This is a genomic window from Pseudomonas sp. Fl5BN2 (genome assembly GCF_009908205.1).
Taxonomy (GTDB): Bacteria; Pseudomonadota; Gammaproteobacteria; order Pseudomonadales; family Pseudomonadaceae; genus Aquipseudomonas.
In genome coordinates this window covers 119,452-140,632 of record NZ_JAAARL010000014.1, presented here as the reverse complement: position 1 = coordinate 140,632, position 21,181 = coordinate 119,452, and the positions used below count along the sequence as shown (strand labels likewise).

Annotated in this window: 19 protein-coding genes and 1 pseudogene; 9 read left to right on the top strand and 11 right to left on the bottom strand. The window is 65.1% G+C overall.

Annotation, left to right across the window (positions count from 1 at the left end; genetic code table 11):
- The first annotated feature begins 59 nt into the window (after window positions 1–59).
- The 6 genes from GV819_RS20320 (at window position 60) to GV819_RS20295 (ending at window position 6,933) form a co-directional block, all read left to right on the top strand.
- The gene (locus GV819_RS20320; protein ID WP_161757831.1) at window positions 60–740 is read left to right on the top strand and encodes a CsgG/HfaB family protein; all 681 of its coding nucleotides are present in this window, start codon (window positions 60–62) and stop codon (window positions 738–740) included.
- 30 nt (window positions 741–770) lie between these two features.
- Window positions 771–1,142: a DUF4810 domain-containing protein gene (locus GV819_RS20315; protein ID WP_161757830.1), complete on the top strand. Its 372-nt coding sequence runs from the start codon at window positions 771–773 to the stop codon at window positions 1,140–1,142.
- Window positions 1,139–1,798 carry a DUF799 domain-containing protein gene (locus GV819_RS20310; RefSeq protein WP_161757829.1) on the top strand — a complete coding sequence of 220 codons (660 nt, stop codon included), beginning with the start codon at window positions 1,139–1,141 and terminating at the stop codon, window positions 1,796–1,798. The genes GV819_RS20315 and GV819_RS20310 overlap by 4 nt, the downstream gene beginning before the upstream one ends.
- Window positions 1,799–2,068: 270 nt before the next feature.
- Window positions 2,069–3,802 carry an ATP-binding protein gene (locus GV819_RS20305; protein WP_161757828.1) on the top strand — a complete coding sequence of 578 codons (1,734 nt, stop codon included), beginning with the start codon at window positions 2,069–2,071 and terminating at the stop codon, window positions 3,800–3,802.
- 94 nt (window positions 3,803–3,896) lie between these two features.
- The gene (locus GV819_RS20300; protein WP_161757827.1) at window positions 3,897–6,563 is read left to right on the top strand and encodes an excinuclease ABC subunit UvrA; all 2,667 of its coding nucleotides are present in this window, start codon (window positions 3,897–3,899) and stop codon (window positions 6,561–6,563) included.
- A 136-nt stretch (window positions 6,564–6,699) separates the two neighbouring features.
- The gene (locus tag GV819_RS20295) at window positions 6,700–6,933 is read left to right on the top strand and encodes a DUF465 domain-containing protein (RefSeq protein ID WP_161757826.1); all 234 of its coding nucleotides are present in this window, start codon (window positions 6,700–6,702) and stop codon (window positions 6,931–6,933) included.
- A gap of 135 nt (window positions 6,934–7,068) precedes the next feature.
- On the opposite strand, the gene GV819_RS20290 is transcribed toward GV819_RS20295, so the two are convergent.
- Window positions 7,069–8,172, bottom strand: a complete 1,104-nt coding sequence (locus GV819_RS20290) for an SMP-30/gluconolactonase/LRE family protein (protein WP_161757825.1) — start codon at window positions 8,170–8,172, stop codon at window positions 7,069–7,071.
- Between the two features lie 34 nt (window positions 8,173–8,206).
- Complete coding sequence (locus GV819_RS20285; RefSeq protein WP_161757824.1) at window positions 8,207–9,373, bottom strand: SRPBCC family protein; 1,167 nt, start codon at window positions 9,371–9,373, stop codon at window positions 8,207–8,209.
- 121 nt (window positions 9,374–9,494) lie between these two features.
- Between GV819_RS20285 and GV819_RS33295 the strand changes: the two are divergent.
- Window positions 9,495–9,671: pseudogene (locus GV819_RS33295) on the top strand (LysR family transcriptional regulator); the annotation flags it as partial.
- Window positions 9,672–9,951: 280 nt separating this feature from the next.
- A complete protein-coding gene (locus GV819_RS20280; RefSeq protein ID WP_178126047.1) occupies window positions 9,952–11,193 on the top strand; it encodes an EAL domain-containing protein in 1,242 nt (413 codons plus the stop codon).
- A 37-nt stretch (window positions 11,194–11,230) separates the two neighbouring features.
- Here the strand turns inward: GV819_RS20280 and GV819_RS20275 are convergent, their stop codons facing one another.
- Together GV819_RS20275 and GV819_RS20270 are read right to left on the bottom strand one after the other, a co-directional pair.
- Window positions 11,231–11,692: a hypothetical protein gene (locus tag GV819_RS20275; RefSeq protein ID WP_161757823.1), complete on the bottom strand. Its 462-nt coding sequence runs from the start codon at window positions 11,690–11,692 to the stop codon at window positions 11,231–11,233.
- A gap of 122 nt (window positions 11,693–11,814) precedes the next feature.
- On the bottom strand, window positions 11,815–13,209 hold the full coding sequence (locus tag GV819_RS20270) for an amidase (protein ID WP_161757822.1): 1,395 nt from the start codon (window positions 13,207–13,209) through the stop codon (window positions 11,815–11,817).
- 173 nt (window positions 13,210–13,382) lie between these two features.
- On the opposite strand from GV819_RS20270, the gene GV819_RS20265 reads away from it, so the two are divergent.
- The gene (locus tag GV819_RS20265) at window positions 13,383–13,694 is read left to right on the top strand and encodes a hypothetical protein (RefSeq protein WP_161757821.1); all 312 of its coding nucleotides are present in this window, start codon (window positions 13,383–13,385) and stop codon (window positions 13,692–13,694) included.
- Between the two features lie 148 nt (window positions 13,695–13,842).
- Here the strand turns inward: GV819_RS20265 and GV819_RS20260 are convergent, their stop codons facing one another.
- The 7 genes from GV819_RS20260 to GV819_RS20230 form a co-directional block, all read right to left on the bottom strand.
- Window positions 13,843–15,255, bottom strand: a complete 1,413-nt coding sequence (locus tag GV819_RS20260) for an amidase (RefSeq protein WP_161757820.1) — start codon at window positions 15,253–15,255, stop codon at window positions 13,843–13,845.
- Window positions 15,252–16,532 carry a Zn-dependent hydrolase gene (locus tag GV819_RS20255; RefSeq protein ID WP_161757819.1) on the bottom strand — a complete coding sequence of 427 codons (1,281 nt, stop codon included), beginning with the start codon at window positions 16,530–16,532 and terminating at the stop codon, window positions 15,252–15,254. The genes GV819_RS20260 and GV819_RS20255 overlap by 4 nt, the downstream gene beginning before the upstream one ends.
- 13 nt (window positions 16,533–16,545) lie before the next feature.
- On the bottom strand, window positions 16,546–17,241 hold the full coding sequence (locus tag GV819_RS20250) for an ABC transporter ATP-binding protein (protein WP_161757818.1): 696 nt from the start codon (window positions 17,239–17,241) through the stop codon (window positions 16,546–16,548).
- Window positions 17,241–18,002, bottom strand: a complete 762-nt coding sequence (locus GV819_RS20245) for an ABC transporter ATP-binding protein (protein ID WP_161757817.1) — start codon at window positions 18,000–18,002, stop codon at window positions 17,241–17,243. The genes GV819_RS20250 and GV819_RS20245 overlap by 1 nt, the downstream gene beginning before the upstream one ends.
- Window positions 17,999–19,009, bottom strand: coding sequence for a branched-chain amino acid ABC transporter permease (locus GV819_RS20240; protein ID WP_161757816.1), 1,011 nt, complete (start codon window positions 19,007–19,009; stop codon window positions 17,999–18,001). The genes GV819_RS20245 and GV819_RS20240 overlap by 4 nt, the downstream gene beginning before the upstream one ends.
- Window positions 19,010–19,011: 2 nt before the next feature.
- Window positions 19,012–19,872, bottom strand: a complete 861-nt coding sequence (locus GV819_RS20235; RefSeq protein ID WP_161757815.1) for a branched-chain amino acid ABC transporter permease — start codon at window positions 19,870–19,872, stop codon at window positions 19,012–19,014.
- A 78-nt stretch (window positions 19,873–19,950) separates the two neighbouring features.
- Complete coding sequence (locus GV819_RS20230; protein WP_161757814.1) at window positions 19,951–21,153, bottom strand: ABC transporter substrate-binding protein; 1,203 nt, start codon at window positions 21,151–21,153, stop codon at window positions 19,951–19,953.
- Window positions 21,154–21,181 lie beyond the last annotated feature (28 nt).

Sequence of the window (21,181 nt, the reverse complement as noted above, 5' to 3'; positions counted from 1 at the left end):
CGGGGTGAGTGTGGCAGGGCGAAAACGCGGTTTAATGGGTTCTCGGAAAGGAACATAGAGTGCGAGTGATCTCGAAGTGGGTGTTGTCTGGTGTAACCCTGGCAGTGTTGGCAGGCCTGAGCGGTTGTGCCACGGAAAGCTCCCGGGCGTTGCCGGTGGAGAAGGTCCAGAGCGCCAATCAGGTTTGGACCGGGGTCCGGGTACCCATGGCCGTGGGCAAGTTCGATAACCGCTCCAGCTATATGCGCGGGATCTTCTCCGACGGCGTCGACCGCCTCGGTGGCCAGGCCAAGACGGTGCTGATCACCCACCTGCAGCAGACCAACCGCTTCAGCGTGCTGGACCGCGACAACATGGGCGAGATCAAGCAGGAAGCGACCATCAAGGGCCAGGCGCAGAAGCTCAAGGGCGCCGATTTCGTGGTCACCGGCGACGTCACCGAGTTTGGTCGCAAGGAAACCGGCGACCACCAGTTGTTCGGCATTCTCGGCCGTGGCAAGACCCAGGTGGCCTACGCCAAGGTTGCGTTGAACATCGTCAACATCAGCACCTCCGAAGTGGTGTATTCCACCCAGGGCGCCGGTGAGTACGCCCTGTCCAACCGCGAGGTGATCGGCTTCGGCGGCACCGCCTCCTACGACTCGACCCTCAATGGCAAGGTCCTTGACCTGGCCATGCGCGAGGCGGTCAACCGTATGGTCGAGGCCATCGATACCGGTGCCTGGAAACCCAGCCACTGATAAATGCTGCTGACAGGGAGAAGTGCAAGCATGTTCAACATCAAGATGGCGCGGCCGCTGATGGCCGTCGCCTTGCTGGGCAGCGTCCTGCTGGCCGGTTGCAGCGGTCCGAAGACGCTTTACCAATGGGAAACCTACCAGTCCCAGACCTATGAGTACTTCAAGGGCGAGGAAGCCAAGGAAGCTCAGGTCGAGGCGCTGGAGCGCGACCTGCAGAAGATCAAGTCCACCGGCAAGGCCGTGCCGCCGGGTTACCACGCGCACCTGGGCATGCTGTACGCGGGCCTGGGCAAGGATGACCAGATGGTGCAGCAGTTCAATACCGAAAAGGCACTGTTCCCCGAGTCTGCGCGGTACATGGATTTCCTGCTGGAAAACGCTAAAAAGGGAGCTGCCCAATGAGCCTCAATGCCCTGCGCAATCTGTTGGGTCTGTTGACCGTGAGCTTGCTGGTGGGCTGCGCCGCGCCCAAGACCGTGGACTACTCGGCCTACAAGCAGGCCCGGCCGAAGTCGATCCTGGTGCTGCCGCCGCTCAATGAGTCGCCGGACGTCAAGGCCACCTACAGCATGCTGTCCCAGGTGACCTTTCCGCTGGCCGAAGCCGGTTACTACGTGATGCCGATTGCGGTGGTGGATGAAACCTTCCGCCACAACGGCCTGACCACCCCGGCAGACATCCATGGCCTGCCACCGGCCAAGCTCAACGAGATCTTCGGCGCCGACGCCGGCCTGTACATCACGGTCAAGGAATACGGCACCAGCTACATGCTGATCAGCAGCCAGACCGTGGTCACCGCCAGCGCCAGCCTGGTGGACCTGAAGACCGGCACCACGCTGTGGACCGGCAGCGCCCGGGCTTCCAGCGAGGAAGGCAACAACAGCAACAACGGTGGCCTGGTGGGCATGCTGATCACCGCCGCGGTGAAGCAGATCATCAACACCTCCACCGACGCCGGTCACCCGATTGCCGGCATCACCAGCCAGCGCCTGTTGTCGGCCGGGCAACGCACGGGCCTGTTGTACGGTCCGCGTTCGCCAAAATACGGCACCGACTGAGGTCTGCGGGGCGGGCAATCCGCCCTGTGCCAGGCGGCGCTTGCGAGCGTCCGCCTGGACCTTCCGAGACCGCCTGTTCTGTCTGTCCAGCCAGGTTCGGTGCACGTCGTTGCGCTTGAGGGCTGCGCGACCGACCAGCGGCAGCGATGATCGGGGCTCAGGGCAGAAAACCGTGAAACCATCCGTGCGCAGGGTGCTCAAAGGCTCTGGAGGCTGCATCGCAACCTCTTGGAAACCCATTCTGTATCACGCTTTTCGCAGAGTTCGTTCATGCCGTTCTTATCAGATCATCACGGGTGCCAGGGCTGGAAAGGCGAGATGGCCGGGCGTATCCGCGCCTTCGACTGGTCCCTCACCAGTCTTGGCGCCCTGCAGCACTGGAGCCACAGCCTGCGCAGCACCGTGCAGTTGATGCTCGGTTCACCGGTGCCGATGGTGATGCTCTGGGGGCCTCTGGGCTACATGATCTACAACGACGCCTACGCGGAGTTCGCTGGCGGTCGCCACCCTTATCTGCTGGGGTGCGCGGTGGAGTTGGGCTGGCCGGAAGTGGCCGAGTTCAATCGTGGGGTGATGCACACCTGCCTCAGTGGCGGCACTTTGTCCTACCGCAACAAGGAACTGGTGCTGCTGCGTAACGGGGTGCCGGAAAACGTCTGGCTGGACCTTTATTACAGCCCGGTGGCGGGGGACGACCAGGCCCCGGCCGGGGTCATCGCCATTGTCGTCGAGACCACCGCCCATGTGATTTCCGAGCAACAGCGGCAGGCTGCCGAGGCGGCCCTGCGCCAATTGACCCGCAACCTGGAGCAGCGCGTGCTGGAGGCGGTCGATGCCCGCCTGGCTGCTGAAGAGCAGTTGCGCCAGTCGCAGAAGCTCGAGGCCATTGGCGGTCTCACCGGCGGCGTGGCCCATGACTTCAACAACCTGCTGCAGGTCATCGCCGGCAATCTGCACCTGCTGGCCCGCCAGGAAGCGGGCAATGCCAACGTGCAGCGGCGCACCAGCGCGGCCCTGGCGGCGGTAGAGCGTGGCGCCAAGCTGTCGACCCAGATGCTCGCCTTTGCCCGCCGCCAGCCGCTGTCACCAGCGGTCTACAACCCCTGCCATTTGGATCAGGGCCTGGGTGAACTGTTGCAACGGGCCCTGGGGGAAACCATCCGCATCGAGGTGGCGTTGCCCGATCAGCCCTGGTGCATCCATGTGGACCGCAACCAGCTGGAAAGCGCGCTGCTCAACCTGGCGCTCAATGCCCGGGATGCCATGGGCGGTGAAGGCACCATTACCCTGTGCGCCGAGAACCGGGTGCTGGATCGCACCTATTGCGCCGGCAAGGACATCAACCCCGGCGAGTACCTGCGGCTGACGGTCAGCGATGACGGCGCCGGCATGTCCGCCGAGGTGCTGAAGCAGGCCTTCGAGCCGTTTTTCACCACCAAGGGCGCGGGCCACGGCACGGGCCTGGGGCTGAGCATGGTGTTTGGCTTCGTCAAGCAGAGTGGCGGTCACATCGAGATGTTCAGCCGCCCGGGGCAGGGCACCCGGGTGCAGATGTATTTCGCCCGCAGCGCCGGCGAGGAGGCGCAGCCGTCACTGAGTTGTGCTGGGCGCGCCCCGGGAGGGCAGGCGCGCATCCTGGTGGTGGAAGACAACGCCGAGGTGCGCAGCGCAGCGTTGGAGATGCTTGAACATGAGGGTTACCAGGTGCATGGCGCGGCCAATGGCGATGCCGCCATGCAGCTGTTGCTGGAGGGGCTCGAGGTCGACCTGATCTTCACCGACGTGGTGATGCCTGGCCTGATCAAGAGCACGGACCTGGCTACTTGGGCCAAGACCCAGGCCTCGCCGATCGCTGTGTTATTCACCTCGGGGCATACCCGCGACATGATCTCGTGCAATCACCAGCTCAATTCGGACACCCACCTGTTGCGCAAGCCTTACGGGCCCGAGGATTTGAGTCGCACCGTGCGTTGGTTGCTGACGGGGCAGAGGGCGCGAATGTGAAGCCGCCTCACGCTCCGTAGCGCTGCCTGCGCACGGGCGGATTGTGTGATGATCGGGGTTTTCAGCCGTGCGGCTTTCGATATGAGGCAGGTCCATGACTTCTTCACGCAACGCTCCCGGTGACCTCCTGGCGAGCACGCCGGCGTCTCACAGTGGCGGTTTTGTCCGGGTGCGTGGCGCCCGCGAACACAACCTGAAGAATGTCGACGTGGACATTCCCCGGGATGCCCTGGTGGTGTTCACCGGGGTGTCCGGCTCGGGCAAATCGTCCCTGGCGTTCTCGACCCTGTATGCCGAGGCCCAGCGCCGCTATTTCGAGTCGGTGGCGCCTTACGCCCGGCGCCTGATCGATCAGGTCGGGGTGCCGGACGTCGACCGTATCGACGGCCTGCCGCCGGCAGTCGCCCTGCAACAGCAACGGGGCACCCCCAGCACCCGCTCCTCGGTGGGCAGCGTGACCACCTTGTCGAGCCTGGTGCGCATGCTCTATTCCCGGGCTGGCAGCTACCCGCCGGGGCAGCCGATGCTGTATGCCGAGGACTTCTCGCCGAACACCCCCCAGGGCGCCTGCCCGGAGTGCCATGGCCTGGGCCGGGTGTATGAGGTCAATGAAGCAACCATGGTCCCGGACCCTGGGCTGACTATCCGCCAGCGCGCCGTGGCGGCCTGGCCCCTGGCGTGGCAGGGGCAGAACCTGCGGGATATCCTGGTGACCCTGGGCTACGACGTCGACATTCCCTGGCGCGAGCTGCCGAAAAAACAACGCGACTGGATCCTCTTCACCGAGGAAACACCGACTGTGCCGGTGTACGCCGGGATGACCCCGGAGCAGACCCGCGAAGCCCTCAAGCGCCAGCAGGAGCCCAGCTACATGGGTACCTTCAGCGGCGCCCGGCGTTACGTGCTGCACACCTTCACCCAGACCCAGAGCGCGCTGATGAAAAAGCGCGTGTCGCAGTTCATGCGCGGCAGCCCGTGCCCGCTGTGTGCGGGCAAGCGCCTCAAGCGCGAAGCCCTGGCGGTGACCTTCGCCGGGTTGGATATCGGCGAGCTGGCGCGCCTGCCGCTGTTGCAATTGGCCGAGGTGCTACGGCCCGTGGCGGCTGCCGATTACCTGGCCCAGGACGCGGCGGGCGCTGAGGTCTTGAGCCACGCCCAGACCCGTGCCGCACGCCAGCAGCGGCATGCCCGGGGCGCCCCGGAACATCGCGGTGCGCCGGACGTGCGACACACGCCGAACCTGTCCCTGGAGAAGCGCCTGGCGGCGCAACGGATTGCCCAGGACTTGCTGGAGCGGGTCAGTACCCTGACCGATCTGGGGCTGGGTTACCTGGCGCTGGAGCGCAGTACCCCGACCCTGTCCAGCGGCGAGTTGCAGCGCCTGCGCCTGGCCACCCAATTGGGCTCGCAGCTGTTCGGGGTGATCTACGTGCTCGATGAGCCCTCGGCGGGCTTGCACCCGGCGGATGCCGAAGCACTGTTCGAGGCCTTGCAGCGACTCAAGGCCGCGGGCAACTCGCTGTTTGTGGTGGAGCACGACCTGCAGATCATGCGCCGTGCCGACTGGCTGGTAGACGTCGGCCCGGCGGCGGGGGAGCGCGGCGGCCAGGTGCTGTACAGCGGCCCGCCGGCGGGACTGGCGGCCATCGAGGACTCCCAGACCCGCGCCTATCTGTTTACCGAACAGGCCCAGGCCCGGCGCCCTCCACGCACGGCCAACGGCTGGCTGCGCCTGGAAGGCATTAGCCGCAACAACCTCAAGCAGCTGGACGCCGAGTTTCCCCTGGGCTGCTTCACGGCGGTGACGGGTGTCTCCGGTTCCGGCAAGTCGAGCCTGGTCAGCCAGGCACTGATGGAGTTGGTGGGCAGTCATCTGGGCAAGGTGCCGGGTCGCGAAGAAACAGCCGAGTTGGACCTGGAGGACGAGGCGCCGGTCAGCGGCACGGGGCAGCTCACGGCGGGCATGGAGCGGCTCAAGCGCCTGGTGCAAGTGGACCAGAAACCGATTGGCCGTACACCGCGCTCCAACCTGGCGACCTACACCGGGCTGTTCGACCACGTGCGCAAGCTGTTCGCCGCCACCGCCGAAGCCCGGGAGCGCGGCTTTGATGCCGGGCAATTTTCCTTCAACGTCGCCAAGGGCCGTTGCCCGGCCTGCGAGGGCGAGGGGTTTGTCAGCGTCGAGCTGCTGTTCATGCCCAGCGTCTTCGCGCCGTGCCCGACCTGCCATGGCGCTCGCTATAACCCCGAGACCCTGGCGGTGACCTGGCAGGGCCTGAACATCGCCCAGGTCCTGCAACTGAGTGTCGAGCAGGCCTTGCCGGTGTTTGCCGAGCAGCCGGGCATTCGTCGTGCCCTGGAGGTGCTGCGTGACATCGGCCTGGGCTACCTGCGCCTGGGGCAGCCGGCCACCGAGTTGTCCGGCGGCGAGGCGCAGCGGATCAAGCTGGCCACCGAGTTGCAACGCAATGCCCGTGGCGCCACCTTGTACGTGCTGGACGAACCCACCACCGGCCTGCACCCACGGGATGTGGATCGCCTGCTGGAGCAACTGGACAAACTGGTGGCGGCAGGACACAGCGTGGTGGTGGTCGAACATGAAATGCGTGTGGTGGCCCAGGCCGATTGGGTGATCGACATCGGCCCGGGGGCCGGGGACGAAGGCGGCACCCTGGTGGCCTGTGGTACCCCACGGCAGGTGGCAAAGCAGCGTAACAGCCGCACTGCGGCCTTCCTTGCCGCGGCTCTGGCGGGGCATTGATCCAGGGCAGGAACCGGCGACGAACGGTTACCGCTGGTCTGATTGGCGGTCGACAGACCCGGGGCGGCGAGGCCATTCTGATAACTGGCGGGAGCGTGATAACGCCCTTGCTGCCGATCAACCACGGAGGTGTTCCATGCCGGTGACCCACGACCTGTACCAGGACCTGAGCTGCAGTAAAGAAGACATTCAACAGCGTCGGGCCAGTGACCCCCACCTGAATGCGCTGTTCGACAAATACACCAGCATCGATAATCAGGTGCTCAAGGCCGAAGCTGCCGCCGCTGCCGACGACGAACTGAAGAAACTCAAGGAAAAGCGCCTGCTGATCAAGGACGAGATCTCCCAGAAACTCACCGTCCGTTCCTGACTTCCCCACCCCGTAGCTGTTGCAGAATGCACCAAGGTCCTTGAGGCCTTGGTTGCCATTTCCCCGAACCCATGCCTCCTGAAGATTGCCACGCTCGCCCTCGGAACGCCTCCCGAGCCCGGCGACCACTCGCCATCAAGGCGCTAGCGCGTCCTGCAATGGCATTCGCGCCATATGGCTGGCACTCAAGGAACCCAGGTATAACGTATCGCCATACTCACGCACGGTGGTGATCGGCGAATAGTTGCCGCGGCTGCCATCCTGCAGGTTGGCAATCACCCGGCCTTGGGTATCCAGGCCCAGCACAAAACCGCGTTTTTCCACCGGCTTGGGCACCACCGTCATGGCCCGCACCAGCATCTTGCGCACGAAAGGGTACGCCGCCGTGCCATCGAGCAAGGCGTTGCGCGGTGCATACAGGGCCACCCAGAAACGCCCCTGGCCATTGAAGCTGAGGTTGTCTGGCAGCCCCGGCAGGTTGTCGATGAACAGGTCGTGGTTACCGGCCTGCTCGCCCTTGAGCCAGTAGCGGCTGATGCGGTACGCGCCGGTTTCATTGACCAGGACATAGGCTTCGTCCGGGCCCAGGGCGATGCCATTGGCGAACTCCAGGTGCTCCAGCAGGACCTCGGTGTTGCCGCTCTGGAAGTCGTAGCGCAGCAGGCGACCGTCACCGCCGTGCTCGATCACGGCCTCGCCGTCATGGCCGTAGCCCCAGCGGCTGGTGGCGTCGCTGAAGTAGGCATAGCGCCCGGCGGCGTCCACCGCGACATCATCGGTGAAACCGAACGCCATGCCGTTGGCCGCGGTACTCAGGGTCTGCAACTGGCCCTGGCGGTCCAGGGCCAGCAGGCCCTTGATCGCATCGGCGATGATCAGCCTGCCGTCCGGATGCCGGGCCAGGCCCAGGGGGCGGCCGCCGGTGTTGACCAGCACCTTGAGAGACTGGCCGTCGAGGCTGGTCTGGATCACCCGGCCGTCATGCAGGCCGGTGATCAATTGGCCGTCTTCCAGCAGCAAGGCTTCAGGGCCGTCGATATCCCGGGCACCCACCGGCTGCAGCGCCTTGAGTTTTTGATTCTCGGCAAATGGACCCTGGCTCAGGGAGGGCGCGGGCGCCGGCTTCCAGGCCACCGGCTGGACCGCAGTCGGCGCCAGCAACAGGAAGGCCAGGATGGCGACCACCAACAGCAGGACAATCCGCCCGGGGTGAAAGCGTCGAGGGGCAATCTGGTTCATGCAATGACTCCATTCAGCGGCGACTTGAGGATGGCTAGCGGGCCGGGTCGGCGGCTGGCAGCGCGATGGCTTGCTGTGCCGTCTCGCACAATGCCAGCAATGAGGCGGCGGATTCTCGCTCTATCCGTCGTTTGAATAACAGCTGATTGCCCAGGCGCATCAGCAGGCTATCGAAGCGGTAGTCCAGGGTCCGCACGAAGCGCGTGCGCTCGGCGCCCAGCGGCTGGCACTTATAGGTCACCTGCAACTCCAGGCCGTGATCGCCCTGGGCCGTAGCGCGCCAGCGGTGCCCCGGCAGGTACTCCTGGACCTGCCAACTGAGGTGGCCGCTGCGCCCGCCGGCATGGATGTCCTCCTCGAAACCTTGCCCGGCGAACAGCGGGCCGTCGTCGCCCTCGACCTTCAGTGAAGACGGATGCCACTCTGGCCAGCGCCGTGGGCTGGCGGCATACGCCAGGGTGCTGGCGGCGCTGCGCGGAATGTCGATCTGATGCTGCATGCGAGTCATGGGCGTGGACCGGGTCGAGGAATGAGCGGGGCCCGGAAACTCTTCCGGCTGCCAGTACAAGGTGCCGAACAGCCAATCCATCAGCGGCAGGACAATGTTGAAGTTGCGCTCCTGCATCAGCTCGCGGCGGTGATGCAGCTCATGCAGGCGGCGCATCTGTCGCACCCAGGGCAAGCGTGCCAGGGGATGCTTTGCGGGCAGGTGTTCGCAGGCATGAAAGACTTCATAGGCCAGGTAGCCGATCAAGGTGCAACTGGCGAACAGCGCCGCGACGTTACTGTTCCAGAGACTCAGCAGCCACCACAGGGGCAGGGCGAACAGCAGGCTGTGAACCACGATCAGCCAGGCCGGGAACAGGATCACCCGCCAGTCCTGGCGGCCTTCATAAGTCATCAACCCCGGGGTGAAGAAACTGTGGTGATCGCCGCTATGACGGGCATAGAACAGCCTTGCGAACGGCTGTTTGTGATGCCCCAGCCAGCGGTGCACGACGTAGATGCACAGGTTGAAGAACAGCAGCGCCAGCGGCACCACCAGCCATTCCAGGGGCTGCACCCGCTCCAGGGTGCCGTACAGCAGGCCGATGCACAGCAGGCCGTAGGCGAGGACAAAGCCGCCATGCAGCCAGGGGTTGTAGCGCGGACTGACCGCGGCTCGATAGTGCTCGCGAAAATGCTCGGTGGTTTCTCGCACGGCGCTGTTTCCGTTGTTGTTTTTATTCCCTGCAGCCTAGTCCCAGGCAAATTATCCAGCCAATGGATAGCGGTAGTAATGAGCATTATTCATCAAGCCGAATGTGCAGCGCCTGGACCTCAACCACCCGGCGTTCGCCGCCGAGTTGAGCCTGGCGAGTTATCAGGGCTGCCAGCATGTGGCAATTGCCGACCGGGGCGGGCGCGGTTCACCCCTGGAGATCGTGCTCGAGTCGGCCAAGGTCCAGCGCCAAGCGCAGTTGTTTGGGCCCAACTACCTGAGTATTTCGCTGATCGTTGGTTCTATCACCGCCTACCCCAAGGCCTCCTTCAGCGTCCACTCCCAACCGGCACTCGACCCCGTTGTCTGCGGCCGCCCCCGAGCCGGGCAAGGCCAATGCCCGGTCGGCCTTTACCATCACTTACAGGTAACGGCATACAAACCTCGCTCCAGCGGTTGGGCGCGGCGCCCCCGGAAAATACAAAGGCTCAGAAATGTCCTACTCCTATTCGAGACGTGTCTTGAGTTCAGTTGGATCTTATTTGGATAGCATGATTTTTTAGCCGGAGCCGCAGGTCATGTCGACGTTGAGCGTACTGTTGTTGTGTTCGAACGCTTTTCGGGTTCGACAATTTTCAAGAATCCTGGCGGCCTCAGGTTTTACCCGGGTCCAGGTGATCAGTCATGAGTCCGACTGGAGCCCGTTTCCTCCTGCGCTGGGTGTTCTCGATCTGGTGATCTGCGACTCGCTGCATTCGCTGAACGCCATCTATTACTTGCGCCAACTCTGCGAGCGCTACGGTTTTTTCTCGATGATCGAGTGCGAGGCGCTGGAGGCACCGATCCGTTGGGGGCTGGCCAATTTCCGCAGCCGTTCCGGCAAGTACTGTGTCGGCAGTTACGGCGACCTGGACACTGCGCAGATCAGCGGTTTGCTGCTCAAGGCACTAACGGTCAAGCGGACAGTGAAGAACCATTCCCGACGCAGCGCTCAGACTGGAGAAAGGAGCGCGCCCGCGAGTAATGACTGGGTGAGCGAGCTGGATGTCGCCCAGGCCCTGGAAGCGCAGCAGATCGTCCCTTACTTCCAGCCACAAGTCTGCTTGAAGACCCGGCGCATTACTGGCGCCGAGGTCCTGGCCCGCTGGCAGCATCCGCACAAGGGGGTGTTGGGGCCGCAGTTCTTCCTCGAACGGGTGGACAGCCCGCAGTTGCACCGGCAGCTTTTTGAGTGCCTGTTGCAACAGGGCTTGCGCTTGCAACGGCAACTGCATGCCCGCACCGGCGGTGAAGCCCTGGTGTTTTCCTACAATATCGAGGCCAGCCAATTGAGTGATCCCGAATTTGCCACCCAGGTGCTGGGGCAGGTCGACGAGGCCGGGGTGCCGAAGAATCAGGTCACCCTGGAGATCACCGAACGTGAAGCCCTGACCCTGGACATGCAAAGCATCGAGAACATCAGTGTTCTGGTGAAAAGCGGGGTGCGCTTGTCCCTCGATGATTTCGGCACTGGGTATTCATCGATCATGCGCCTGGCAGACATTCCCTTTGGCCAGATCAAGCTCGACTCAGGGTTTGTCGCCAACGCCCTGGGGTTCAAGGAAACCCGGATCATCGAGGCGGTGGTGGGGCTGGCCTGTTCGCTCAACCTGGAGCTGGTGGCCGAAGGCATCGAAACCGAGAAGCAACGGGCCCACCTGCAGCGGCTTGGTGTCGATGCCGCCCAGGGCTACCTGTTTCACAAGCCGATGGACAGCGCGGCGCTGCTCAAGGTACTGGCGATGAGTCACCCGCCGCTACGCCTGATCCGCCAAGGCTAGGCGCGGCGCAGCAGCGTCGAGGCTTGAATCTGCGTGCTTAATGCGCTTTCAACAGCACATAGGCTTCGCCGCCACGCCGATCGTGCATGAGGATGAAGGCCTGGCCGTCGAGAGTGATCCGGGCGGGCACGCTCTGTGCTACCGGCGTACTGGAAAACTTGCCGGCGGTGCTTAAGAACTGCTGCGTCAGCGAGCTGTCGTTCTGGTTCGGCGTGGTCACCGCGCATTCCTTGTTCAACTGCACCTGGACGCCCAGGGTCTGATCCTGGTTCATGCCCATCTTGGCGAAGCCGGCGTCGCTGAGTTCGGCGATGCCGTGGGCCCGGGCAGCGGTCTCGGCGCCGGCGAAGGAGGGTGCGGACTTCAGGCAGATATCGCGAAAGGCCAGGATCCCGGGGGAAGTGATGGTGGGTTCCCGGTTGATTTCCCGGGGCACGCTGGAACAGGCGCTGAGCAGCGCCAGGCTGGCGAGAAGGGCGGTGCGGGTCAGAGTGTTCATGAACATCCTTGGAAGCGGGCCGGCAAGCAGGCCGGGTGTTGGTTCGTGCCGACTGCGCGAGTCGGCTGGCTAGCAGGGTAGGCATGGCCACCGTTCAGATCAATATTTTGTCACGGTGACCTTCAGCGGGGCGTCGGCTTCGGCCAGTGTGGTACCGCTCCACGCCAGCCCTCATAGGCCTTGGCCACTTGCAGCAGCCATTGATCGGCGAAGCGCGGGGCGATCATCTGCAGGCCGATGGGCATGCCATCGGCAGCGAAACCGCAGTTGATCGACAGCGCCGGTTGCTCGCCCATGTTCCAGGGCAGGGTGAAGACGATGTGCTCGAACGGTTGCTGCGGGTCGTTGGTGGGCGACGGCCACTCGGCGGGAAAATGGTTGACCTGATTGGTGGGCGAGAGCACCAGATCAAACTCGCTGAACACCTGGGCGGCGCGGCGGCGCATCTCGAAGGTCTGGTTGAAACCCTGCACCGCCTCGACCCCGGACAGGTCGGCGCCAGGGGCTGCCCAGTCGCGGATATAGGGCAGCACCTTGGCGAACTGCTCGGCGCCCAGGGCTGACAGTTCTGCCCACTGTCGGGCCCGCCAGAAGCGGTCCAGGCCATCCAGTTGCGCGCGGTCCATGATCGGCGCCAGGGTGCGCACCTGGGCGCCGTGGCTTTCGAACAGCCGTGCGGCGCGCTCCACCGCCTCGCAGACAAAGCCTTCCGGTTGCAGCCCGGCGCCGGGTTGCAGCATCAGGCCGATCTTCAAGCCGTTGACCGACACGGGTTCATCGCTCCAGTCGCTGGTCAATGGCGGCAGGCTGGTGGCATCGCGGGCATCGGGCTTGGCCAGGTAGCGCATCAGCAGCACCGTATCCTCGACGCTGCGGGTCATGGGCCCGGCGCAACGCCCGGTGTAGTAGGGGTCGATGGGAATCCGCCCGAGGGTCGGCTTGAACCCCACCAGCCCGCACCAGGCGGCGGGCAGGCGCACCGAGCCGCCGATGTCGGTGCCGATGTGCAGCGGCCCGTAGCCGGCTGCGGCCGCCGCCCCGGCCCCGGAGCTGGAACCACCGGTATTGCAGGCAGTGTTCCAGGGATTGCGGGTGATGCCGTGGAAGCTCGACAACCCCGAGGACAACATGCCGAAATCCGGCACCGTGGTCTTGGCCAGGATGATCGCCCCGGCTTCGCGCATTCGCGCGGCGGGCGGTGCATCCTGCAGGGCAGGTTTCAACGTGGTGGCGGCGCTGCCCAGGGGAATCGGCGTGCACTGGGTGGCGATCAACTCCTTGACCGTCACCGGCACCCCATCCAGCGGGCCGTTGGGCGCGCCTTTGTTCCAGCGCTCGGTGGAGGCCCGGGCCTGTTCGCGTACCTGCTGCGGATCGAAGGCGTAGAGCGCGCGGATATGCGGCTCCCAGCGTCCGATATGGGCCAGCAGATGCTCGTAATAGTCCAGGGGCGACAGCTTGCGGCTGGCGAACAGTGCCAGTAACTGGGCGGCTTGCAGATCGTGTAAATCAGTCATCGAACCCATCCTTGTGTCGGGCGTCAATCGGGTTGTTGATGAACCGACTCTAGCGCTTGCGCTTCGCTCCAACCATCACCCATGACGCCGCGGGGTATTGCATTTGTGTGTGTCCTGTCCCTGAATGGTCGACTTTCCTGGCGCTGTTTGCCGCTGACTGAGGCGTGTCACCGATGATCGTGAGAACCTGGCATGGCTGTGTACCCGTGGTGCATGCCGAAGGCTTCCGGCAACACCTGCAAGTGACCGGGATTCAACATGCCCAAGGGGTCGCGGGCAATCTCGGGGCATTCGTGCGTCAGGAGCGGCAGGGCGATTGGGAGCACTTTTTCCTCGCGACCTACTGGCAGGACCTGGAGGCGGTCAAGGCATTCGCCGGGGAGGACTGCCACGTGGCGGTGACCTACGCCGACGATGAGCAGTACCAGCTGCTCTCTGACCCTTACGTTTTTCATCATGAGGTCGAGCGAGTGGCGCGGCTCTGAGCAGGTTTCCGGCCCTATGGTTCAGGCTGAACCAGGGGGACGGTGATCGGTGCCGGATGCAGCAACGGGGGGCGGGATCTTCAGGTGTCGGTAGCCGCTGCCGCAGGCGGCGATCAGCTTGCAGGGTGCGGCAGCGGCGCCAGGAGAATCAGCTCCCGACTATCGGCGCTTGCGGATGGTGGTTCGCAAATGCCTGCTCGTAGGCCCGGCACAACCGCAGTACCTGATGATCGGCAAAGCGTGGGCCGACCACGTGCAGGCCCACCGGCAGGCCGTTATCGGCCAGGCCGCAGGGCACCGATGCCGCCGGTTGCTGGGTCAGGTTGAAGGGGTAGCTGAAGGGCGTCCACTCCATCCATTCCTCCATGCCCGAACCTGGCGGCACGTTGTGCCCGGCGGCGAAGGCGGTCAGCGGCAGCATTGGCGAAACCAGCAAGTCGTAGCGTTCATGGAAGGCCGCCATTCGTGCCACCAGAGCCGCGCGAGCCTCCAGCGCCAGGCTGTATTGCGTGAGGCTGATCCGCTCCCCTCGTTCGGCGATGCGCAGCAGGCCGGGGTCCAGCAGGGCGCGCTGGCTCGGGCTCAGTTGCCCGGCCAGGCGCGCGGCGCCGGCAAACCACAGGGTGTTGAACATCTCCAGCGGATCGCTGAAACCGGGGTCGACCTGTTCCACCTGGGCCCCCAGTTGCGCCAACCGTTCCACGGCCAGGGCCACCACTCGGGCCACTTGCGGATCGACCTGCACATAGCCGAAGTCCGCGCTGTAGGCGATCCGCAGGCCCGTAAGGTCGGTGCTGTGCGGCAGCCAGGGGGTGTTGCGGGGCGCGCCGATCAGGCCGTCGCGGGCATCGGGGCGGGCCACGGCCTGCAGCATCAGCACCGCATCGTCGACGGTGCGGGTCATCGGGCCCAGGTGCGAAAGAATGTTCATCGCGCTGGCCGGCCACTGCGGCACGTAGCCAAAGCTCGGCTTGATGCCGAAGGTGCCGGTGAAGGCGCAGGGAATGCGGATCGAGCCACCGGCATCGCTGCCCTGGTGCAGCACGCCGAGGTTCAGCGAGGCCGCTGCCGCCGCGCCACCGGAGGAACCGCCAGCGGTCAGGCGGGTGTTCCAGGGATTGCGGGTGATGCCGTACAGCGGGTTGTCGGTCACGCCCTTCCAGCCGAATTCCGGGGTGGTGGTCTTGCCCAGCAGCACCGCGCCGGCTGTGCGCATGAACTCGCAGAAGGGCGCATCGACTTCCCAGGGCCCCTCGGCCGAGGTGGTTTTCGAGCCCTTGCGGGTGGGCATGCCACGGGTCAGGGTCAGGTCCTTGATCGACGCCGGCAAGCCATCCAGGGCACCGCAAGGCTGACCCTTGAGCCAGCGTTGTTCGGAGGCCCGGGCGGCGTCGAGGGCACCCTGCGCATCGACGTGGCAGTAGGCGTTGACCTGCGGGTTGAAGCGTTCGATGCGCGCCAGGGCGTCCTCGGTCACTTCCACCGGCGACAGGCGTTTGTCGCGGTAGTGGCCCAGCAGTTCGACGCCGCTCATCTGGGCGATATCAGTGGACTGTTTCATCGTGCTTGAGCTCCTTGCGCGGCATTGACCATGGCGCGCAGCAGCACGGCGCAGCCGTCGGCGAGGTCCTGGGGCGCGGCGTTTTCGATTTCGTTGTGGCTGATGCCGCCTTCGCAGGGTACGAAGATCATCCCTGCCGGGCCCAGTTCGGCGACGAAGATCGCGTCGTGGCCGGCGCCACTGACGATGTCCAGGTGGCTCAGGCCCAGCTGTTCGGCGCCCTGGCGCACGGCGGCGACGCAGGCCGGGTCGAAGTCCAGCGGTGGGAAATCGGCGGTCGGGGTCAGCTCGAAGCTCAGGCCATGCTGCCGGCAAGTGTCCTCGATCACCTGGCGGACTTCATCGACCATCGTCTGCAAGCTGTCGGCATGCAGGTGGCGCAGGTCGAGGGTCATCTGCACCTGGCCGGGGATCACGTTGCGCGAGCCCGGGTGCAGGCTCAGGCAACCCACGGTGCCGCAGGCGTGGGGCTGATGGGCGTGGGCGATGCGGTTGACCGCGCTGACCACTTGCGCGGCGCCCACCAGGGCATCCTTGCGCAGGTGCATCGGGGTGGGCCCGGCATGGGCCTCGACCCCGTTCAGGGTCAGGTCGAACCACTTCTGCCCGAGGCAGCCCATGACCACGCCGATGGTGGTCTGGCGGTCTTCCAGCACCGGCCCCTGCTCGATATGGGCTTCGAAATAGGCGCCCACCGCATGGCCGAGCACCGGCCGCGTACCGGCGTAGCCGATGCGCTGCAACTCGGCGCCCACCGACAGGCCCTGCTCGTCCTGTTTGCCCAGGGTGTCGTCGAGGTCGAACTTCCCGGCAAACACCCCGGAGCCCATCATGCACGGCGGGAAGCGCGAGCCTTCCTCGTTGGTCCAGACCACCACTTCGATCGGTGCCTCGGTCTCCAGGCCCAGGTCGTTGAGGGTGCGGATCACCTCCAGCCCGGCCATCACTCCGTAGCAGCCGTCGAACTTGCCGCCAGTGGGCTGGGTGTCGATATGGCTGCCGGTCATCACTGGCGCGCGCTGTGGATCGCGTCCGGCGCGGCGGGCAAAGATATTGCCGATGCCGTCGACGCTGACGCTGCAGCCGGCGTCCTCGCACCAGTGCACAAACAGATCCCGGGCCTGGCGATCGAGGTCGGTGAGGGCCAGGCGGCACACGCCGCCCTTGGCCGTGGCGCCCAGTTGGGCCAGGTCCATCAGCGATTGCCAGAGACGCTCGCGGTTGATCAGCGGGGCATTGCCTTGCAGCGGTTGGGCTAGGTCGATTCGACTGTTCATGGCATCTCTCCCGTCAGGCGCTCAGGGCCAGGTAGCGGTTCTTGATGGTCGGGTCGGCGCGGAACTCGGCGGCACTGCCCTGGTAGACCACGCGGCCCTGTTCGAGCACGTAGTGACGGTCGGCGAGCTGGTCGCAGACCATCAGGTTCTGTTCCACCAGCAGCACCGGCAGGCCGTCGCTCTTCAGGCTGCGCAGGATCTTCACCAGCTCGTCGACGATCACCGGCGCCAGGCCCTCGGTGGGTTCGTCGAGGATCAGCAGCTTGGGATCGTTGAGCAGGGCACGGGCGATGGCGAGCATCTGCTGTTCACCACCGGACAGCGCATGGCCGGCGTTGCGGCGCCGCTCCTTGAGGCGCGGAAACATCCGGTAGACGTCCTCCAGCTGCCAGCGGCTGGTTTTACGCAGGGCAATGCGCAGGTTCTCCTCGACACTCAGCAGGCGGAAGATGCCCCGGTGCTCCGGCACCAGCGCCAGGCCCTGGCGGGCGATCTCGAAGATCTTCTGCCCGACCAGTTGCTGGCCGTTGAAGTGGATCTGCCCCTGGCGCGGGCAGATGATCCCGAGAATGCTGCGCAGGGTGGTGGTCTTGCCGGCGCCGTTGCGCCCCAGCAGGGTCACCAGCTCGCCGGCCTCGACCTTGAGCGAGACGCCTTCGAGCACGTGGCTTTTGTCGTAGTAGGAATGGATGTTCTCGACGGTCAGCATCAGGCGGCTTCTCCCAGGTAGGCGACGCGTACACGTTCATCGGCGCGCACCAGCTCCGGCGGACCCTCGACCAGGATCTGGCCGTGGCTCATCACGGTGATGCGTTGGCTGATGGACATGACGATGCTCATGTTGTGTTCGATCAGCAGCACTGTGTGGTCGCGGCCCAGGTCGCTGATCAGCCGGGTCATGATCGGGATGTCGTCGATGCCCATGCCGGAGGTCGGTTCGTCGAGCATCAGCAGGCGCGGTTTCGAGCAGATCGACATGCCCACTTCCAGCACTCGCTGCTGGCCGTGGGACAGCTCGCCGGCCAGGGTCTGGGCGCGGGCGGTGAGTTGCAGGCGCTCCAGCACCTGGTCGGCCACCTCCAGGTGTTCGCGGCGGCTGTCCACGTGCCGCCAGAAGTTCAGCGCGCCCAGGCCGTCGCGGCCCTGGGCCGCCAGGCGCAGGTTTTCCCGCACGCTGAGGTTCTGGAACAGGCTGGTGAGCTGGAATGAGCGGGCCATGCCCAGGCCGACCCGGCCGTGGGCCGGTTTCTTGATGATGTTCTGGCCGTTGAAGCGGATCGCCCCGGCACTGGCCTGGCGTTCGCCGGTGAGGCAGTGGAACAGGCTGGTCTTGCCGGCACCGTTGGGGCCGATGATGGTGTGGATGGTGCCGGCCTCGACCTTGAGGTTGACGCCGTTGACCGCATGGAAGGCACCGTAGGCCAATTCCAGGTCGCGGGTTTCCAGCAGGTACTCTGCGGGCTGGCTCATGAGCGATTCTCCTCGGCCTGCAAGGCCGTCTTGCGTGCGCCTTTGAGGCGTTCGAACAGACCCGACAGGCCACCCCACAAACCGCCGCGCAGGAACACCACCACCAGGATCAGGATCACCCCCAAAAGGATCAGCCAGCGCGGCCAGAGCTCGGAGAGGAATTCGCCTAGCAGGACGATGGACCCGGCGCCGAGCAGGGAGCCGAACAGCGAACCGGTGCCGCCGACGATGGTCATGATCAGGATGTTTTCCGACATCGCCAGGTCGATGTTCGACAGCGGCACGAAGTGCAGAAGCATGGCGTACAGCGCCCCGGCGATCCCGGTCACGGCGCCGGAGAGCATGAACACCAGGATCTTGAAATGCCGGGTGTCGTAGCCGATGGCGGCGGCGCGGGTTTCGTTCTCGCGGATGGCCATCAGGGTGCTGCCGAACGGCGAGGCGATCACCCGCCGGGCGCCGATGAAAATCAGCAGGAACAGCACCGCGACAAAACCGTAGAAGTAGCGGGCGTCGGCCAGGGACAGCAGCACCGTATCGCCGAGGCGGATCTCCGGCCGCGGCACGCGGAGCAGGCCGTTGTCGCCGCCGGTCCAGTCGCTGAGGGTGTAGGCGATGAAGTAGGCCATCTGGCTGAAGGCCAGGGTCAGCATCACGAAGTAGATGCCGGTGCGACGGATCGCCAGGGCGCCCACCAGCAAGGCCAGCAGCGCACCGACCAGGGCCGCGCCGAGCAGGGCGCTGAACAGGCCAAGGTGCAGGTGGATCATCATCAGCGCGGCGCAATAGGCGCCGGCACCGAAGAAGATGCCCTGGCCGAACGACAGCAGCCCGGTGTAGCCCAGCAGCAGGTTACAGGCCAGCGCCGCGAGGGCGAAGATCAGGATCTCGCTGGCCAGGGTCGCCGAAGGCAGCACCAGCGGCAGGCCCACCAGCACCCCGATCACCAGCCACAGCAGGCCGCGCGATTGGGTCTTGGCAAAGGGCAGGGGGTTGTTCTCGCTCATCATCATGCTCTCCCGAACAGGCCGTAAGGACGCACCAGAATCACTGCCGCCATGGCGCCGTAGATCATCAGGCTGGCGCCCTGGGGCCACAGCGTGGTCATCAGGCTTTGCACCACGCCCACCAGCAGGCCGCCCACCAGGGCGCCGCTGAACGAACCCATGCCGCCGATCACCACCACCACGAAGGCCACCCCGAGAATTTCCGGGCCGACAAAGGGCTGGGCCCCGCGCAGTGGCGCGAACAGCACCCCGGCGATGCCGGCCAGGGCCACGCCGAGGGCGAAGGTCATGGAGAACAGGCGCAAGATGTTGGTGCCCAGCAGCGACACGGTTTCGGTGCTTTCACTGCCGGCGCGCACCAGGGCGCCGAAGCGCGTGCGCTCCAGCAGCAGCCACAGGCCCAGCCCCACCAGGGCCGAGAACAGGATCAGGAACACCCGGTAGTAGGGGTAGACGAAGTCGCCGATGACCAGCACCCCGCGCAGCGCCTCCGGCACCGCCACGGCCTTGCCCACCGGGCCCCAGATCATCACGCTGGCTTCCTGGATGATCAGCGCGATGCCCAGGGTGACGAGGATCTGGAACATGTGCGGCAAGTGGTAGATGCGCTGGATCAGCACGCGCTCGATGACCCAGGCCAGTGCCGCCACCACCAGCGGTGCGATCAGCAGCGCCAGCCAGAAGTTGCCGGTCAGGGCGACAGCGGTGTAGCACAGGTAGGCGCCGAGCACGAAGAACGCGCCGTGGGCGAAGTTGACGAAATTCAGCAGGCCGAAAATGATCGTCAGGCCCACCGCGATCAGGAAGTAGATCATCCCCAGCCCGAGGCCGTTGAGGATCTGGAACAGGTACAAATTGAGCATGCAGGAACCCTCGGCAGGGAGCACGTCGACGCAAAAGTCACGGAGCCCGCTGCCTGTAGCCAGCGATAGAAAGGGCGGTCAGGCCAGGGTGCAGCCCGTGGCGCTGACATCCTGGAACGAGCGGCCGGCGCTGAGCACTTCGGCCAGGTCATCCTTGTCGCGCATCTTGGCGGCGGCCTTGCCCAGCAGCAGGTAGTAATCCTTGATCACCTGATGGTCGCCGGCGCGAATGCTTTCCTCGCCGGTGGGCCCCGGGTAGCTCAGGCCCTGCATGGCCTTGGCCACGGTCGGGCCGTCGAAGCTGCCGGTGGCGACAATGCTGTCGAGGATGATCTTGGTGCCGATGTAGTCGGCGGCCAGGGGGTAGGTGGGGTTGATACCGTATTTGGCCTGGCTCAGCTTCACCAGTTCGCGGTTGAGCGGGGTGTCGACCTGGTGCCAGTACTGCGCGCCGAGGTAGACGCCTTCGAGTACGTCGCTGCCCAGCTCCTGGAACTGGTCGAGCCCGGCGGACCATACCAGCAGCACCTTCATGCGCTCCTTGATGCCGAAGTTCACCGCCTGGCGCAGGGCGTTGGACGACTGGCTGCCGAAGTTCAGCAGCACCAGTACGTCGGGGCGGGCGGCAATGGCGTTGGTCAGGTAGCCGGAGAATTCCTGTTCCTGCAGCGAGTGGTAGCTGTTGCCGATGTGCTCGATGCCATGTTCGGCGCACACCTGTTTCGCCCCTTCGAGCAGCGCCTCGCCGAACACGTATTGCGGGGTGATGGTGTACCAGCGCTTGGCCTCGGGCAGCAGTTTGATCAGCGGCACCATGGTTTCGCGGATCGCGCCGTAGGTCGGCACCGACCAGCGAAAGGTCGAGGCGTTGCAGTCCTTGCCGGTGACTTCGTCGGCACCCACCGGGGTCATGAACACGCCGCCGACCTTGCCCACTTCCTTGGCCACCGCCAGCGCCGAGGACGACAGGGTGCAGCCCTGGAAGAACCGCGCGCCGTCCTGGGCAATCGCCTCCTGCACCCGGCGTACCGCCTTGCCGGCATTGCCTTCGGTGTCGATCACCTTGTAGTTCAATGGCCGGCCCAGCAGGGTCGGGTACTGTTCCACCGCCAGGCGCGAGCCCATGTCGGCGAACTTGCCATAGCTGGCAAAGGCACCGGACATCGACTTGAGTCCGTAAAAGGTAAAGGGCTCGGCGGCAAAGGCGCTGCGCACCCCCAGCGGGAGGCTGAGGGCACCGCTGACGGCGAGGCCGGCTTTCAACAACGTACGACGCTGCATGGGGTAACTCCCTGGTTTAGTTATTGGC

What these genes read in the sequence shown, in the direction of transcription:
- GV819_RS20260 (WP_161757820.1), bottom strand. Translation starts at nt 15,255, where the DNA reads ATGAAACAGTCCACTGATATCGCCCAGATGAGCGGCGTCGAACTGCTG.
- GV819_RS20270 (WP_161757822.1), bottom strand. Translation starts at nt 13,209, where the DNA reads ATGACTGATTTACACGATCTGCAAGCCGCCCAGTTACTGGCACTGTTC.
- GV819_RS20230 (WP_161757814.1), bottom strand. Translation starts at nt 21,153, where the DNA reads ATGCAGCGTCGTACGTTGTTGAAAGCCGGCCTCGCCGTCAGCGGTGCC.
- GV819_RS20240 (WP_161757816.1), bottom strand. Translation starts at nt 19,009, where the DNA reads ATGAGCGAGAACAACCCCCTGCCCTTTGCCAAGACCCAATCGCGCGGC.
- GV819_RS20265 (WP_161757821.1), top strand. Translation starts at nt 13,383, where the DNA reads ATGATCGTGAGAACCTGGCATGGCTGTGTACCCGTGGTGCATGCCGAA.
- GV819_RS20300 (WP_161757827.1), top strand. Translation starts at nt 3,897, where the DNA reads ATGACTTCTTCACGCAACGCTCCCGGTGACCTCCTGGCGAGCACGCCG.
- GV819_RS20315 (WP_161757830.1), top strand. Translation starts at nt 771, where the DNA reads ATGTTCAACATCAAGATGGCGCGGCCGCTGATGGCCGTCGCCTTGCTG.
- GV819_RS20250 (WP_161757818.1), bottom strand. Translation starts at nt 17,241, where the DNA reads ATGCTGACCGTCGAGAACATCCATTCCTACTACGACAAAAGCCACGTG.
- GV819_RS20245 (WP_161757817.1), bottom strand. Translation starts at nt 18,002, where the DNA reads ATGAGCCAGCCCGCAGAGTACCTGCTGGAAACCCGCGACCTGGAATTG.
- GV819_RS20295 (WP_161757826.1), top strand. Translation starts at nt 6,700, where the DNA reads ATGCCGGTGACCCACGACCTGTACCAGGACCTGAGCTGCAGTAAAGAA.
- GV819_RS20275 (WP_161757823.1), bottom strand. Translation starts at nt 11,692, where the DNA reads ATGAACACTCTGACCCGCACCGCCCTTCTCGCCAGCCTGGCGCTGCTC.
- GV819_RS20255 (WP_161757819.1), bottom strand. Translation starts at nt 16,532, where the DNA reads ATGAACAGTCGAATCGACCTAGCCCAACCGCTGCAAGGCAATGCCCCG.
- GV819_RS20290 (WP_161757825.1), bottom strand. Translation starts at nt 8,172, where the DNA reads ATGAACCAGATTGCCCCTCGACGCTTTCACCCCGGGCGGATTGTCCTG.
- GV819_RS20310 (WP_161757829.1), top strand. Translation starts at nt 1,139, where the DNA reads ATGAGCCTCAATGCCCTGCGCAATCTGTTGGGTCTGTTGACCGTGAGC.
- GV819_RS20280 (WP_178126047.1), top strand. Translation starts at nt 9,952, where the DNA reads ATGTCGACGTTGAGCGTACTGTTGTTGTGTTCGAACGCTTTTCGGGTT.
- GV819_RS20235 (WP_161757815.1), bottom strand. Translation starts at nt 19,872, where the DNA reads ATGCTCAATTTGTACCTGTTCCAGATCCTCAACGGCCTCGGGCTGGGG.
- GV819_RS20305 (WP_161757828.1), top strand. Translation starts at nt 2,069, where the DNA reads ATGCCGTTCTTATCAGATCATCACGGGTGCCAGGGCTGGAAAGGCGAG.